At 62.4% G+C, this 14,958-nt stretch carries 12 protein-coding genes; 6 read left to right on the top strand and 6 right to left on the bottom strand.

From position 1 onward, the window contains the following. Positions 1 to 137: 137 nt before the first annotated feature. The 5 genes from SJI03_RS00325 to SJI03_RS00305 all read right to left on the bottom strand — a co-directional run bounded on the left by SJI03_RS00325 (position 138) and on the right by SJI03_RS00305 (position 7,597). The gene (locus SJI03_RS00325) at positions 138 to 1,466 is read right to left on the bottom strand and encodes an MFS transporter (RefSeq protein ID WP_322425878.1); all 1,329 of its coding nucleotides are present in this window, start codon (positions 1,464 to 1,466) and stop codon (positions 138 to 140) included. After that, positions 1,463 to 3,325: an alpha-amylase family glycosyl hydrolase gene (locus SJI03_RS00320; RefSeq protein ID WP_322425877.1), complete on the bottom strand. Its 1,863-nt coding sequence runs from the start codon at positions 3,323 to 3,325 to the stop codon at positions 1,463 to 1,465. The genes SJI03_RS00325 and SJI03_RS00320 overlap by 4 nt, the downstream gene beginning before the upstream one ends. 14 nt (positions 3,326 to 3,339) lie before the next feature. Continuing rightward, a complete protein-coding gene (locus SJI03_RS00315) occupies positions 3,340 to 5,634 on the bottom strand; it encodes a TonB-dependent receptor (protein WP_322425876.1) in 2,295 nt (764 codons plus the stop codon). A gap of 312 nt (positions 5,635 to 5,946) precedes the next feature. Beyond that, on the bottom strand, positions 5,947 to 6,975 hold the full coding sequence (locus SJI03_RS00310) for a LacI family DNA-binding transcriptional regulator (protein WP_322425875.1): 1,029 nt from the start codon (positions 6,973 to 6,975) through the stop codon (positions 5,947 to 5,949). 7 nt (positions 6,976 to 6,982) lie between these two features. After that, positions 6,983 to 7,597 (bottom strand): glutathione S-transferase N-terminal domain-containing protein, encoded by a 615-nt coding sequence (locus SJI03_RS00305; protein ID WP_070290828.1) that lies wholly within the window; start codon positions 7,595 to 7,597, stop codon positions 6,983 to 6,985. 277 nt (positions 7,598 to 7,874) lie between these two features. Between SJI03_RS00305 and purB the strand changes: the two genes are divergently transcribed. From purB to SJI03_RS00275, 6 genes are all read left to right on the top strand, one after another. After that, positions 7,875 to 9,254, top strand: coding sequence for an adenylosuccinate lyase (gene purB / locus SJI03_RS00300; protein WP_099376249.1), 1,380 nt, complete (start codon positions 7,875 to 7,877; stop codon positions 9,252 to 9,254). A 185-nt stretch (positions 9,255 to 9,439) separates the two neighbouring features. Then, positions 9,440 to 9,964: a cytochrome b gene (locus SJI03_RS00295; RefSeq protein WP_322425874.1), complete on the top strand. Its 525-nt coding sequence runs from the start codon at positions 9,440 to 9,442 to the stop codon at positions 9,962 to 9,964. 43 nt (positions 9,965 to 10,007) lie between these two features. Continuing rightward, the gene (locus SJI03_RS00290; RefSeq protein ID WP_322425873.1) at positions 10,008 to 10,562 is read left to right on the top strand and encodes a YceI family protein; all 555 of its coding nucleotides are present in this window, start codon (positions 10,008 to 10,010) and stop codon (positions 10,560 to 10,562) included. 150 nt (positions 10,563 to 10,712) lie between these two features. Further along, positions 10,713 to 11,288, top strand: a complete 576-nt coding sequence (locus SJI03_RS00285; protein WP_322425872.1) for a YceI family protein — start codon at positions 10,713 to 10,715, stop codon at positions 11,286 to 11,288. A 173-nt stretch (positions 11,289 to 11,461) separates the two neighbouring features. Beyond that, complete coding sequence (locus SJI03_RS00280; protein ID WP_071075198.1) at positions 11,462 to 11,731, top strand: GlsB/YeaQ/YmgE family stress response membrane protein; 270 nt, start codon at positions 11,462 to 11,464, stop codon at positions 11,729 to 11,731. 307 nt (positions 11,732 to 12,038) lie between these two features. After that, positions 12,039 to 14,192 carry a S46 family peptidase gene (locus SJI03_RS00275; RefSeq protein WP_099376247.1) on the top strand — a complete coding sequence of 718 codons (2,154 nt, stop codon included), beginning with the start codon at positions 12,039 to 12,041 and terminating at the stop codon, positions 14,190 to 14,192. A 68-nt stretch (positions 14,193 to 14,260) separates the two neighbouring features. On the opposite strand, the gene SJI03_RS00270 is transcribed toward SJI03_RS00275, so the two are convergent. Next, positions 14,261 to 14,833: a hypothetical protein gene (locus tag SJI03_RS00270; RefSeq protein WP_322425871.1), complete on the bottom strand. Its 573-nt coding sequence runs from the start codon at positions 14,831 to 14,833 to the stop codon at positions 14,261 to 14,263. Positions 14,834 to 14,958: the final 125 nt, after the last annotated feature.

The following is a 14,958-nucleotide window of genomic DNA, read 5'->3' as shown; positions in this document are numbered from 1 at the left end:
TGCGATGCTCACCGTACTAGAGTACGGTTGCGCTTCTCGGCCACCTCTTCCTTCCGCTCGCTACGGTTTTGTCAGGTGTCGTAACATCATTAGTGGAACAAGAAAAACCGGCAGAGCCGGTTTTTTTACGTGTGTCCTCAAGTCTTTGTGGCCTGCCGCGGTCGCAGCTTGACGAACAGCACCGCCACCGCTGCGCACAGCAACAGGGCGCCGGCCAGCCGGATGACGTTCTCCGGATTGCCGCCCAGCCAGCTGCGGTAATACAGCGGCAAGGTGAATATCTGGATGATCATCGGGATGACGATGAACATGTTGAAGATACCCATGTAGACACCCGTGCGCTCGGGCGGAATGCAGCCGGCCAGCATGATGTAGGGATTGCCCATGATGCTGGCCCACGCCAGGCCCACACCCAGCATGGGCAGCAACAGCAGCGCCGGGCTATGGATCAGCGGAATGCTCAGCATGCCCACGCCGGCCGCGCACAGGCACAGGCTGTGCATGCGCTTGGGACCGAAGCGGCGCGTGAACGGCACCAGCGCAAAGGCGGCGACAAAGGCGACGAAATTGTAGAAGGCGCCCACCTGCCCGTTCAGCAGGCCCGCGTCGCGAAAGCCTTGCGACGCGGGGTCCGTCGTGTGAAACAGGGTGGCCGCCAGCGACAGCGCAATGTACTGCCAGTAGCAGAACAGCGCGTACCACTGGAACAGGTTGACGAGGGCCAGCTGTTTCATCGTCGGCGGCATGTCGCGCATGGCCGCGCCGATGTCGGCCAGCGTGTGGCGCCAGCCGGGCGGGCGGCTGCGGATGGCTGCCAGCTCGGCCGCCGTGAGCGGATTTTCCGGCGTCGTCTTCAGGGTCCACAGCACCGAGGCGAGCGAGAACACGGCGCCGATCAGGAAGGCGGCGATGACGATGTGCGGGATATGGCTGCCGTTGACGGCATCCTTATTCATGCCCAGCATGACGAGCAGCGATGGCGTCAGATAGGCCAGCGTTTGTCCCAGCCCCGTAAACGCGCTCTGCGTGAGAAAACCCAGCGAATGCTGCTTCTTGTCGAGCTTGTCGCTGACAAAGGCGCGGTACGGTTCCATCGTCACATTGTTGGCCGCGTCGAGTATCCACAGCAGGCTGGCGGCCATCCACAGGGTGGGACTGAAGGGCATGGCCAGCAGGCCCAGGCTGCACAGGATGGCGCCGATCAGAAAATACGGCGTGCGGCGGCCCCAGCGCGTTACCGTGCGGTCGCTCATGGCGCCGATCAGCGGTTGCACGAGCAGCCCCGTCATGGGACCGGCCAGCCACAGGTACGGCAGGCTCGCTTCGTCGGCGCCCAGGTATGTGTAGATGGGGCTCATGCTGCTTTGCTGCAGCCCAAAGCTGAACTGAATGCCGAAAAAGCCGACATTCATGTTGACGATCTGCCAGAACGACAGATGCGGACGGTGCGCGGTCGCGTCGCTCATGACTGTTCCCTTTCCAGCCACAGCATATGCCATGGCTGCAAGCCCACCGTGCCGGCCAGCACGCTGCCATCGAGGCTGTTGCGCCATTCGCCTGCGGGCAAGGTGAAACGCTGGCTGGCGCCGCTGAAGTTGCTCAGGTTGAGAAACGCGTCGCCGCGCAGCAGCGCCAGCACGGCCGGCGTGTCGGCGGGCAGCACGCTGCGCGGCGCAGCGGCGGCCAGGGCCGGCAAGCGCCTGCGCGCATCGACCAGCTGGCGCAGCGCCAGGTACAGCCGGCCGCTGGCGCTCACGCCATCGTGGCGCCATGCCAGCAGGCTGTCGTCGAACGCGGGACGCTGCAGCCAGCGGCTGTCCATGGCCCGGTCGGCGTGCTGCGTGTAGCTGTCGTCGTTGGTCATGCCCAGTTCATCGCCCATGTACAGCACCGGCAAGGCGCCAAAGCTCAAGGCCAGGCCATGCAGCAGCAGCAGGCGCCGCAACGCGTATTCCTGCTCCTGCACCGTAGTGGCGCTTTGCAGGCCGGCCAGCGAGGCGGCCATGCCGTTGCTGCCATGCGCCTTGTCGGCGCTGCTGCTCTGGAAGGCGGCGCCGCGCGCATAGCTGCCCGGTGTCCCCGCAAAGAACCGCGCGATGCGCGCCAGGCGCGCCGGCCCGTCCGTGCCCGCTTCATTGAGCAGCACGTTCCAGCCGATGTCGTCGTGGCAGCGCACATAACTGAGCCAGCTTGCGGCCGGCGGCAGCGGCGGCGTGGCGGCGATCACCTGCTGCAGCAAGTCCGTGCTTTCCTCCGCCAGCGCGCCCCAGCCGGCGGCCATCAGGCTGCTGTGATAAGCGATATGGCATTCGGGCGCGCTATCGCTGCCAAAGTAGGCGGGCAGCTTGGGCGTGGGCACGATGGCTTCGGCCTTGAGCAGCACGCCCGGCGCGACGATGGCGGCAATCGCGCGCAACGCCTGCAGCAGGCTGTGGGCTTCGGGCTGGTTCATGCAGTCCGTGCCTTCGCGCTTCCACAGGAAGGCCGTCGAATCGAGGCGGAACACCTCGACGCCCTTGTTGGCCAGTCCCAGCATGGCGCCGGCCATGGCCGCGAAGACGGCTGGATTGGCGTAGTTCAAATCCCACTGGTAGGGATAGAACGTGGTCCAGACCCAGCGCTCGAGCTCCGGCACGAAGGTGAAATTACCGGGCGCCGCCTGCGGGAAGACCTGGCCCACGGTCTGCTCGTAGCGGTCCGGCTGCACACGGTCGGGATAGGTATGGAAAAAATCGCGCAGCAGCGGATCGCCCGCCTTGGCGCCCAGCGCCCACGCATGGTCGTCGGCCACATGGTTGAGGATCAGGTCCGAGCACAGGCTGATGCCCGCCGCGCGCAGCTGCGCCGTCAACGCCAGCAAGTCGGCATTGCTGCCCAGCGCAGGGTCGACTTCCTCGAAGCTGGCGACGGCAAAGCCGCCATCGCTTTCACCGGCGCGTGCACGCAGGAACGGCAGCAGGTGCAGATACGTCACGCCCAGTTCGCGCAAGTGGGCAATGCGCGCCGCCACGCCCTGCAGGTTGCCGCCGAAGCGCTGCACATAGGCGCTGTAGCCGAGCATGGACTGGCTGGCAAACCAGTCCGGCTGCGCTGCGCGCTGCGCATCCTGGCGCAGCAGCTCGGGGGCACGTGCCGCATACAGCCGCCCCACGCTTTCCATCAGGTCGCCCAGCCAGGGCAGGAAGTCCGGCCGCTGGCCATACAGGCTGCCCAGGCGATCGAGCAAGACCGCCTCCTGGCGCGCATAGCGGCGCGCCGCTTCGTCGCGCAAGTGCGTGGGGAGCGGCGCCAGCAGGCGCGCCAGGGGGCTGCGTATCGACATCATGAATCTATCCTTGCTTAAAATGCGTATTTCAGGCTGACCTTGACGGCGCGCCCCGTGATCGAGCGGGCCGCATGGCCATCGCCCTCGACTTCCGTATAGCCGATCTTGTTGAACAGATTGTTCGCCGTCAGCGCCACCTGCATCTGCGGCGTGAGCTGGTAATTGACGAAGGCATTGAGCACCTGGTAGGCGGGCAAGGTGATCGTGTGCGCATCGTCGCCCCACGACTTGCCCGTGCCGACCAGACTCGCACCCAGGGTGGCCTGCCCCCACTCATAGGTCGGCGCGATCTGGTACACGACGCGCGCCTGGCGCCGCGGCGTATTGCCGATCAGCGCCACGTCGGCCGCCGCCGTGCCCGTGATCTCGGCATCCGTGAACGTCAGGCCGCCATTGATGCGGAAGTCGCCGGCGCTGTAGGCCGCTTCCAGTTCCACGCCCTTCGCTTCATAGCTGTTGGCCGTACGCAGCTGGGTGGTCGCTTCGTAATTGCTTTCCTTGGTCTTGGCCTGGAACACGGTCACAAAAGTGCTCAGGGGTCCCCGCCGCCATTTCACGCCGCCTTCGAGCTGGCGCACGGTGTTGATCGCCACCGGCACGCTGCCATCCAGGGGCGTGCCGAACAGGATGCGGTCCGCATTGAAGGCCACACCTTCGCTGACGCGGGCAAACACGGCCAGATTCGCCTGCAGCTTGTAGTTCGCGCCCAGCGAGTACGAGGTATGACCCAGGGTGTAATCGACCTGCTGCACCGTCGACGGCAGATACGCTTGCGCTCCCGAGGCCTGGTTGGCCGTGCCGCTGGCATGCTGGCGGTCACGCCGCAGGCCGCCGTCGAGGTTCAGCGCGCCGCTTTCCCAGGCCAGGTTCAGATAGGGCGACGTCGTGCGGTATTCCATGTCGACGGCGCGCGAGCAGCAGGCGCCGAAGGCCGGGCCGATGTAGCCGGGTGTGCCGCTGGCCGTTTGCAGCAGCGCGGGCTGGTCGCCCGTGGCCTGCATCAGGTATTCATTGAAGTTCCAGGTCAGGCCCAGCTTTTGCTGCGACAGGTACAGGCCGGCCGTGGTGGTCAGCTTGCCGCTGTCGAGCACAAACGTCTTGGCCAGCTTGGTGTCGCTCAGGGTATTGCTGGCGTCGTCGATGGACGTGTTGAACACCACGGCGGAAAACGCGCGGCCCGTGTAGGGTTTGCCCTGGTTTGGGCCGCTGGCAAACACATAACTGCCGTCGCTGCCGTTATTCGATGGGAACACGCCGATGAAGCGGCCCGAATTGTCGGCGTAGCGGAAGTTTTCGCTCACGCTCCAACCCTGCCCCAGCTTGAACGACGCTTCCAGCCCCACGGTATCGCTCTTGACGTGCAAACCGTCGTTGACGCGGGTGGCCACGCGCTGGTTATCCTTGTTCAGCACCATGTCGGGCACCCAGTACGGCGAATAGAAACTGGCCTTGCGCGGGTCGATGCCGGCGATTTCCCCAATGCGGCCATTGCGCACGCTGACCGGCACCGGCAGGGCCGTGGGCGACTGGTCGTCGAGGTGCTTGAACGACAGGCGCACGAAGCCGCTGTCGAATTCATGCGTGACATTGCCGCGGATCTGGCCCCCCTTTTCGCTGTTGACGCCACTGTGGCGGATGCCTTCGCCCGTGCGCCAGGAGCCGCCGATGAAGAAGCGCGTGCGCTCCGACAGCGGCGCGCCATAATCAAAATCAACGCGCGTCTGGTCATACCCCAGGCCACGGCTGAGGGCCACGCTGCCGCCCTTCTCCTTGCCATTCTTGCTGATGAAATTGATGATGCCGCCCGGCGAATTGGTGGCCAGGGTGGAAGCCGAACCGCCGCGCACCACTTCCAGGTGGTCGAGCGTGGAATCGATCTTGACGAAGCTGTCGGGCGTGGTGAAGTTGAAATCACCGAACTGCAGCACCGGCAAGCCGTCTTCCTGGATCTGCACATAACGCGCGCCGCCGGCGGAAATGGGCAAGCCGCGCACGGTGATGTTGGCATTGCCTTCGCCGCCCGAGGATTCGGCCCGCAAGCCCGGTACCGAGCGCAGGACTTCGGCGGCGCTGGTCGGCGCATTGTGCAGGATGGTGTCGAGTTCCATGCTGCTGACGGAATTGCTCGACTTCATTTTGGATGTGCCGCCGGTGGTGCCCGTGACGACAATGCGTTCCAGGTTCAGGCCATCGGCGGGAGCGGCGCTGGCGGTATTGGCGGTCGTTTGCGCCTGGGCGGCGCCCCATTGCAGCAGGGCCAGGGCGACGGCGGCGGCCATGCAGCCGCGTTGAGCAGTACGTGTCTTCATCTTGTCTCCAGTGTTGTATGCCGATACATCGAGGTATCCGCTTGTTATGAGTCCTGGCCGCCGCATGCCGTGGCGCGCTGGCTGAGCCGGTACGTCATTATTCAACGAATAAGAATTTATTGCAATCGATTGCAATAGAGCACTGCAACATGGATTTTATGTTGTTTTCAAGAGAATTTTACGGGTGTCACAGAGCCAGATATGCGGGATCTGAGGCGAATACGAAGGCTTTCATGCTGCGGCGCAGCATGAAAATATACGGATAAATTGGAATTTATTGCAATCGGTTGCAGCAGAGAAGCAACACGCTCTTCAGCGGCCCGAGGCGCGTACTATCAGCTCGGTTGGCAATTGCTGCGATGGCGCAGGCGCGCCGTCGACCAGCGCCAGCAACGAAGCCACCAGCGCCCGCCCGGCGGCGCGGATCGGCTGGCGCACGGTGGTCAGCGGCGGGTGGAAGTACGCGGCCAGTTCAATATCGTCGTAGCCGACCACGGCCACCTGTTCCGGCACGGCCACGCCACGCGCGCGCAGGGCGCTGATGGCGCTCATGGCCAGCAAGTCGCTGCAGGCAAAGATGGCGTCGAACGGCAACTGGCGGTCCAGCAGTTCCTGCACATCCGTCGCGCCGCCCTGCGGCAGGAAGGAGCCGGCCACGTACAGTTGCGGGTCGGGCGCCAGTCCCTGCGCGGCCAGCGCCTGCGCATAGCCCTGGTGGCGCTGCGCCACTTCGGGCAGCTTGGCGTCGCCAAAGAAGGCGATGCGCCTGCGCCCCGCCGCCAGCAAGTGTTCCGTGGCCAGCCGGCCGCCGGCGATGTTGTCGCCGCCGACGGTGCAATACAGCTGCTGCGGCAATTGCGCGCCCCACACGACAATGGGCACCTGGCGCGCGGCCAGCTGGTTCAGTTGTTCATGGTGGCGCCACTGGCCGATCAGGATGATGCCGATCACGCGGCCGCTATCGAAGGACTGGGCGGCCGCATCGAGCGTTTCGGCATCCACGCGCGAGATGAGCATGTCGAAACCCTGCTCCGTCAGCGCATCGGCCAGGCTGCCCAGCATGCTCAAAAAGAAAGGATCGGACAGGTGCTGGCGCGTGGCCGCGTCGTACGGCACCACCACGCCGACCGTGCGGTTCTGTTTCAGGCGCAGGTTTTGCGCGCCGATATTGATGGAATACTTGAGCGAACGGGCCAGCGCGATGACGCGCGCGCGCGTCTCTTCATTGACCAGCGAGCTGCCGCTCAGGGCGCGCGACACGGTGGACGTGGACACGCCGGCCAGGCGCGCGATATCGGCCATCTGCAGGCGTTGCTGTGCCTTCGTATCGGAACCGGTCATCGTGCGCTCACTGCGGCACGGTGTCCTTGAACGACTGCCGCTCGGACAGTTTGTCGAACAGGCGCGCCAGCGCCGGGTGATCAGCGCGCCAGTCGATTTCCGGGAAGCGGAAGCTGAGCCAGCCCAGGGTGCAGCCCACGGCCACGTCGGCCAGGGTGTAGTTCTTGCCGGCGCAATAGGCGCTCTCGCCCAGGCGTGCTTCCAGCGCCGCCAGACCCAGCGTGACTTTGTCCAGCTGGCGCGCGATCCAGGCCGCGCTTTGCTGCTCGGGCGGGCGCTGCGTGCGCTCCAGGCGCACCAGCACGCCCGCGTCGAGGATGCCGTCGGCCAGCGCTTCCCAGTTCTTGATATCGGCCCGCTCGCGGCCATTGCCGCCGGCCGGCAGCAGCTTGCACACGGGCGTGAGCGTGTCGAGGTATTCGACGATGACTTTCGAATCGATCAGCGTGCTGCCATCCTCCATCACCAGGCAAGGCACTTTACCGAGGGGATTGGCCTGGGCGATGCGGGTTTCCGGCACCCACACGTTTTCCAGCTCGAAGACATAGTCGAGCTTTTTTTCCGCCAGCACGATACGGGCTTTGCGGACATACGGGCTGGCGAGGGAACCGATCAGTTTCATAGGTACTTTGAGGTAAGGGAGCAGCAAGCAGTATAGCATCGGCGGCAGCGGTGTTTGGCAGCACGCGCCCGACGGTCGCTCGGGTGTGGCAGGCACGCCGCATCGGGGCCAAATTCGGCCAAATTGCGGTGCGCCGGCGGCCAACGGACGGCTGGCCAGCGGCCAGCGGTGGTAAAATCGCCCTTTACTGTGGCGCCGTCAGTGTTGCTGTATTGCAATAGCCCTGCCCTCCCCGCGCGCCACACGCCAACCGTTTCTTTAACTTGCGTCCGCTCTCATGACTTCTACTACTCCGTATTCCACGCTGTCGGCCCTGTCTCCGCTCGATGGCCGCTACGCCAGCAAGACCGATCTGCTGCGCCCGATCCTGTCCGAAGCCGGTTTCATGCACCACCGCGTGAAAGTGGAAATCTCCTGGCTGCAAGCGCTGTCGCAAGCCGGTTTCGCCGAGATCAAGCCTTTCTCGGCAGAAGCGAGCGCCCTGCTTGACAAGATGGCGTCCGATTTCTCGGAAGCCGACGCGGCCCGCATCAAGGCCATCGAAGCGGTCACCAACCATGACGTCAAGGCTGTCGAGTACTGGCTGAAGGAACAAGTGGCGGACGTGCCGGAACTGGTGGCGGCGTCGGAATTCATCCATTTCGCCTGCACCTCGGAAGACATCAACAACACCTCGCACGGCATGATGCTGAAAGCCGCGCGCGATGGCGTGATGCTGCCCGCATTGAACGGCCTGGTGGCCAAGCTGACGCAGATCGCGCACGACAACGCCGACGTGCCGATGCTGTCGCGCACGCACGGCCAGACGGCCAGCCCGACCACCCTGGGCAAGGAGTTCGCCAACGTCGTGGCCCGTCTGCAGCGCGCAGTGAAACGCATCGAGCAAGTGGAAATCCTCGGCAAGATGAATGGCGCCGTCGGCAACTACAACGCCCACCTGTCCGCCTACCCCGGCTTCGACTGGCCGGCATTCTCGCAGGCCGTCATCGAACAGCGCCTGGGCCTGGTCTTCAACCCGTACACCATCCAGATCGAGCCGCACGACTACATGGCTGAACTGTTCGACGCCTTCGCGCGCGCCAACACGATCCTGCTGGACCTGAACCGCGACATCTGGACCTACGTGTCGCTGGGCTACTTCAAGCAAAAACTGAAAGCGGGCGAAATCGGTTCCTCGACCATGCCGCACAAGGTCAACCCGATCGACTTCGAGAACTCGGAAGGCAACCTGGGCCTGGCCAATGCTGTCCTGAAACACCTGTCGGAAAAACTGCCCGTCTCGCGCATGCAGCGCGACCTGACCGATTCGACCGTGCTGCGCAATATCGGCGTGGGCCTGGGCTACACCCTGCTGGCCTATGACAGCTGCCTGCGCGGCCTGAACAAGCTGGAAGTGAACCACGCGCGCCTGGCGCAAGACCTGGACGCGACGTGGGAAGTGCTGGCCGAGCCCGTACAAACCGTGATGCGCCGCTATGGCATCGAAAATCCGTACGAGCAGCTGAAAGAGCTGACGCGCGGCAAGGGCATCTCGAAAGAAGCGCTGCAAACCTTCGTCAATGGCCTGGCCATTCCGCAGGATGCCAAGGACGTGCTGTTGACCATGACGCCGGGCAACTACATCGGTATCGCCGCGCAATTGGCCAAAGCCATCTAAGCAGTTTCCACATGGGGATCCTGCTATCCCACTCCTGCGGGGCGGCCAGCACACAAATGCTGCCCGCCCCGCGGTTTTTCCAGCAATCTTTCTTGTAGAATCTGCAGCACGCAGCGCAATTTGCTTTTCTTTGGTATATTAGGCCGAATTAGTCCTAATACGTACTACTTTCAAGAAAGCCGTCGATGCAACGCTACACCACCACCGCCATCATCCTGCACTGGCTGACCGCCCTGCTGATCATCAGCGCCTTCATCATGGGCCTGGTCATGGTCGACATTCCCGGCCTGACGCCCACCAAGCTCAAATATTTCTCCTGGCATAAATGGCTGGGTGTGACCGTGCTGGCCATCGCCGCCATCCGCCTGCTGTGGCGTAAGGCCAACGTGCCGCCGCCGCACCCTGCCAGCATGGTGGCCTGGCAAAAGAAGGCGGCCGACGCCATGCATGTGCTGCTGTATATCCTGATCTTCGCCGTGCCCGTCTCCGGCTACCTGTACACGCTGGCCGCCGGCGTTCCCGTGGTTTACCTGGGCCTGTTCCAGCTGCCCGTCATCATGGCGCCGAACCCGGAACTTAAGCCGCTTTTAAAAGAGATTCATTATGTTCTGAACATGACGATGGCCGCCGCCGTGGCCTCCCATGTGCTGGCGGCACTGAAGCACCAGTTCATCGACCGCGATGGCGTCCTCAAGCGCATGTTGCCGTAACACCGACTTCCCTTGCTCACTGAAACTACAGGAAAAAAACAAGATGAAAACCACCCAACGCATCGTCCTCGCTTCCCTGCTGGGCCTGTCCGTGGCCGCCACCGCCGCCACCTTGCTGAAAGTCGATCCCGCCAAGACCAGCGTGTCGGCCGTGTTCAAGCAAATGAACGTGCCTGTGGAAGCGAAGTTCAAGAAATTCAATATCGCCATCGATTACAACCCGGCCACGCCGGACGCGTCGAAAGCATCGGTGGAAATCGAGACGGCCAGCATCGATATCGGCGATCCGGAATACAACAAGGAAGTGGCCAAGAAAGAATGGTTTAACGCGGCCCAGTTCCCGAAAGCCACCTTCGTCTCGAGCAGCATCAAAGCCGCCGGCGCGGGCAAGCTGACGGTCAGCGGCAAGCTGAGCATCAAAGGCAAGACTACCGACGTGACCTTCCCCCTGGCGGTCAAAGCCGATGGTGGCAAATATGCGTTCGACGGCGCCCTGCCGATCAAGCGCCTGACCTATAACATCGGCGAAGGCGAGTGGAAAGACACGAGCATGGTCGCCGACGAGGTAACGATCAAATTCCACGTCGCCGCTCAGTAACACCTGAGAAAACGTCCATGACTGCGTTGCTCTTGCCTCGTCGTGCTATTCGCACTGCCTTCGGCAAGGCGCCTTGTCCTGAACGTTTTTCAGGCGTTACATATCAGATCAACGCCCAAAAATCTGTTGTTCAACTTAGTTAGGAATTCAATGAAATTGAAGCACTTGATGATCGCCGTGCTGGCAGCGGCCGGCGCGGGTTCGGCCATGGCCGCGACCGACACCTACAACCTCGACCCGACGCACACTTTCCCCAGCTTTGAAGCCGATCACATGGGCATGTCCGTGTGGCGCGGCAAGTTCAACAAGACCAAGGGAACCGTGACCCTGGACCGCGCCGCCAAGACGGGCAGCCTGGACCTCGTCATCGATGCCGATTCGATCGACTTCGGCCTGGACGCCATGAACACGCACGCGAAAAAAGCGGACATGTTCAATGTCGAGAAATTCCCGCAGATCACCTACAAGAGCACATCGCTCAAGTTCAACGGCGAGCAGCTGGTGGAAGTCGATGGCGAACTGACCCTGCTGGGCGTGACCAAGCCCGTCAAGCTGAACGTGAGCAAGTTCAAGTGCATCATGCACCCGCGCTACAAGCGTGAAGTCTGCGGCGCCGATGCCACGGCGGACTTCAAGCGCAGCGACTTTGGCCTGAACTACGGCATGCCGGCGTTTTCGCCGGAAGTCAAGCTGGCCATCCAGGTGGAAGCCATCAAGGCCGATTAAACACGACCTTGTCGCATGACAAGCCCGCCTCGCTGCCCGCAGCCAGGCGGGCTTTTGCATGTGCCATGCGAATCCGCTGGACTTTTCTATCGTGCGGCATCAGTATCAATTTGCCATGACGTGCAGGCCGCACCGCTCTGGCACAACCACTCATCCATCGCGCGGAGGATTACATGAATTTCATTATCTGGATCGTTATTGGCGGTGTCATCGGCTGGCTGGCCAGCATGGTCATGAAAACGGATGCGCAACAGGGCATCTTCCTCAATATCGTCGTCGGTATCGTCGGCGCCTTCCTGGGCGGCTGGCTGCTGGCGCCCCTGTTCGGCACGGGCACCATCAATAGCGACAATTTCAGCCTGTCTTCGCTGCTCGTTTCGTTCCTGGGCGCCGTGATCCTGCTGGGCATCGTGAATCTTTTGCGCCGCGGCAAAATACGCTAAGCAGACACATCGCAGCGCATCAGCAAGTGGCCGGGCCGCGCAAGCGCCCGGCCACTTTTTATTGCCGGCAAGACAATTGTATGGACAATACCACAGCCGCGGCACGAGAAAATGCCCGTTCACAGCCCGCTTCTGCCCCTGCAATATCAAAAATAGTGTAATTTTCATAAGCAACTACAAACATGCCGTCGGGAAAATGTGATTGACTAGTGCGAGTTCGATACGGATACTCTAGGTCGCCCGCTGAGAAAAAACACTGGGTACACGTTGGTTCCGACTTCCCTTCATGTAAAAGACTAGAACTCGAATGAAAAAATCTTTAATCGCGCTCGCTATCCTGAGCAACTTCGCACACGCCGACGAAGGCATGTGGATGCCCCAACAGCTGCCACAAGTAGCCAAGGAACTGAAAGCGGCCGGACTGAAACTCGATCCGACCACCCTGACCAAACTGACGGAATTCCCGATGGGCGCCATCGTCAGCCTGGGCGGTTGCTCGGCCTCGTTCGTCTCGCCGCAAGGCCTGGTTGCCACCAACCACCATTGCGTCTACAACAGCGTGGCGGTCAATTCGACCAAAGAGCGCGATTTGCTGGCCAACGGTTTCCTGGCCAAGACGTTCGCTGAAGAATTGCCGGCCGCCCCAGGCAGCCGCATCTTCGTCACCTCGGCCGTGACCAATGTCAGCGACAAGATCATCACCGCCGACGTGGCCAAGCTGCAAGGCAAGGCACGCATCGACGCGATCGAGAAAAACCAGAAAAAACTGGTCGCCGAATGCGAAAAAGAAGCCGGTTTCCGCTGCACCGTGTCCGCCTACTACGGCGGCCTGGAGTTCTACCTGATCAAGCAACTGGAAATCCGCGACGTGCGCCTGGTGCACGCGCCTCCGGCAGGCGTGGGCAAGTTCGGCGGCGATACCGACAACTGGATGTGGCCACGCCACACGGGCGACTACGGTTTCTACCGCGCCTATGTCAGCAAAGACGGCAAAGCTGCCGACTTCAGCAAGGACAACGTGCCTTACCAGCCAAAACACGTGCTGAAACTGGCCAAGGATGGCTTGAAAGAAGGCGATTTCGTGATGGTCCTGGGTTACCCTGGCCGCACCAACCGTCACCGCCTGCCATCGGAAGTGGCGTACACGTTTGACTGGAACTACCCGGCCTTCGTGAAAGCGTCGGGCGAAACCCTGGCCATCATCGCGCGCGAAACCAAGGACAACAAGGATGTTGCCCTGAAATATGCGGGTCAAGTTGCTGGCGTGAACAATTACTACAAGAACCGCCAAGGCATGCTCGATTCCTACGCCGGCAGCGACTTCCTGGCACGCAAGACAACGGAACACGACGCCCTGAAAGCGTGGGTCAACGCCACGCCGGCACGCAAGGCTGAATTTGCCGGCGATATCGAGCAAGTGGAAAAGCTGATCGCCGAGCGCGATGCCGACACCAAGCGCGATTTCTTCCTCAGCTACGCACAGCCACGCCTGCTGAACACGGCACGCAGCCTGTACCGCCTGTCGAACGAAGGCACCAAGGCCGACACGGAACGCAAGTCCGGCTACCAGACGCGCGATTTGCCGCGCCTGACGTCGGGCATCACATCGGTCGAACGCACCTACGATGAAAAAGTCGACAAGGCGCTGGTACTGAACAGCCTGACCAAGTACGCCGCGCAACCGGCAGCACAACGCCGCGCCAGCTTCGACGCCGCCATCGGCATCAAGGACGGCATGTCGCCAGCCGACCTGTCCGCCGCCCTGGACAAACTGTATGCAGGCAGCAAGCTGGCAGACAAGGAAGAACGCGCAGCGTGGCTGAAACGCACGCCAGCCGAATTCCAGGCCAGCAAGGACAGCTTCATCCAGGCAGCCGTCGCCATGTATCCGGATTCGCTGAAAAACGAAGCGGAAGACGAAGAATTGGCAGGCAAGATCCAGCAAGCCTATGCCAACTACATGAAAGCAAAAATTGCCTTCATGAAGAGCAAAGGCCAAGCGGTCTATCCTGACGCCAACAGCACCCTGCGCGTCACGTTCGGCAAAGTGGCCGGCCGCGACCATGGCGCCGATGGCACCACCTGGACTGCCTTCACCACCGTCAATGGCGTCGTTGCCAAAGCCACGGGCCAGGGCGAGTTCAATGCACCAGCCAATCAACTGGCCGCGATCAAAGCCAAGGACTTCGGTAAATTCGTCGATCCGAAGCTGAAAACCGTGCCGGTCGACTACCTGGCCACCCTGGACATCACCGGCGGCAACTCCGGTTCGGCTGCCCTGAATTCCAAAGGCGAGTTCATCGGCCTGGCCTTCGACGGTACGCTGGACTCGATCATTTCCGATTGGGACTACAACAAGGCCAACACCCGTTCGATCCAGGTCGACCTGCGCTACATGCTGTGGAACATGAAACACATCGACCACGCAGACAACCTGCTGAAAGAAATGGGCGCTGAGTAACAAAAAGCAATAACCCGGCAACGGGCGCTTTAGCCTGAGCCACTCCTGCGGGAGTGGCTTTTTTTCGCCTAGCGTTTTACCTTGCTAAAGCGGTAAGGTACGGCTTGCTCCGCGCCAAACACTTGCGCGCTGCCATGGCCCAGCGGCAGCATGACTCGCCGCCCCTCGTGCAGCAGCAAGGCCAGGTCGGCGCCGGGAAAGCGCTGCGCCAGCAGCGGATAGGCTTGCCGTTCGATAGGGGCGGCGGGAATCACGATGCGGTAGTCGCTATCGCCAAAGTCCAGCAGCAGCGCGGGAAGCGCATCGGAGCCCGGCAGCGCCGTGATGCGCAGGCGCGCGCTTCCCTTGACGAGCTCGAAGGCTGACCACAGGGGCAAGCCGCGCCGCATGGGGCCAATCTGCAACTGTGGCGCGTGGCCCGCATCCGCCGACGTCAACACGATGTCAGGCCGCTCTTCCGGCACGGCGCCATCGATGGCCAGCAGCCAACCCCGGTAGCGTATCAGCGCGCCCTGCGCGCTAGCCGTGACAGACCCGCCCTGCGCCACCGCTCCCTTGCCCGCCGGCAAGCGCAACGGCGCCGCCTGCGCCGCCAGGCAAGCCCACCACACCAGCACCGCCATCGCAGTCGCAGTCGCCATCTTCACCATGCCGCCTCCCTCGTGCGTGAAACGTATTCATAACACAAGTACCGCGACAAGCCCCTGCGGCGCCTCAAGGCGGCAGCGCCGGTGCTACAATTGGCCCCTAGCGGGCGTACTTACCC

This window comes from Janthinobacterium sp. GMG1 (genome assembly GCF_034427795.1).
Lineage (GTDB): Bacteria > Pseudomonadota > Gammaproteobacteria > Burkholderiales > Burkholderiaceae_D > Janthinobacterium.
This window is presented reverse-complemented; position numbering and strand designations above follow the sequence as displayed.

What these genes read in the sequence shown, in the direction of transcription:
- SJI03_RS00325 (WP_322425878.1), bottom strand. Translation starts at nt 1,466, where the DNA reads ATGAGCGACGCGACCGCGCACCGTCCGCATCTGTCGTTCTGGCAGATC.
- SJI03_RS00320 (WP_322425877.1), bottom strand. Translation starts at nt 3,325, where the DNA reads ATGATGTCGATACGCAGCCCCCTGGCGCGCCTGCTGGCGCCGCTCCCC.
- SJI03_RS00315 (WP_322425876.1), bottom strand. Translation starts at nt 5,634, where the DNA reads ATGAAGACACGTACTGCTCAACGCGGCTGCATGGCCGCCGCCGTCGCC.
- SJI03_RS00310 (WP_322425875.1), bottom strand. Translation starts at nt 6,975, where the DNA reads ATGACCGGTTCCGATACGAAGGCACAGCAACGCCTGCAGATGGCCGAT.
- SJI03_RS00305 (WP_070290828.1), bottom strand. Translation starts at nt 7,597, where the DNA reads ATGAAACTGATCGGTTCCCTCGCCAGCCCGTATGTCCGCAAAGCCCGT.
- purB (WP_099376249.1), top strand. Translation starts at nt 7,875, where the DNA reads ATGACTTCTACTACTCCGTATTCCACGCTGTCGGCCCTGTCTCCGCTC.
- SJI03_RS00295 (WP_322425874.1), top strand. Translation starts at nt 9,440, where the DNA reads ATGCAACGCTACACCACCACCGCCATCATCCTGCACTGGCTGACCGCC.
- SJI03_RS00290 (WP_322425873.1), top strand. Translation starts at nt 10,008, where the DNA reads ATGAAAACCACCCAACGCATCGTCCTCGCTTCCCTGCTGGGCCTGTCC.
- SJI03_RS00285 (WP_322425872.1), top strand. Translation starts at nt 10,713, where the DNA reads ATGAAATTGAAGCACTTGATGATCGCCGTGCTGGCAGCGGCCGGCGCG.
- SJI03_RS00280 (WP_071075198.1), top strand. Translation starts at nt 11,462, where the DNA reads ATGAATTTCATTATCTGGATCGTTATTGGCGGTGTCATCGGCTGGCTG.
- SJI03_RS00275 (WP_099376247.1), top strand. Translation starts at nt 12,039, where the DNA reads ATGAAAAAATCTTTAATCGCGCTCGCTATCCTGAGCAACTTCGCACAC.
- SJI03_RS00270 (WP_322425871.1), bottom strand. Translation starts at nt 14,833, where the DNA reads ATGGCGACTGCGACTGCGATGGCGGTGCTGGTGTGGTGGGCTTGCCTG.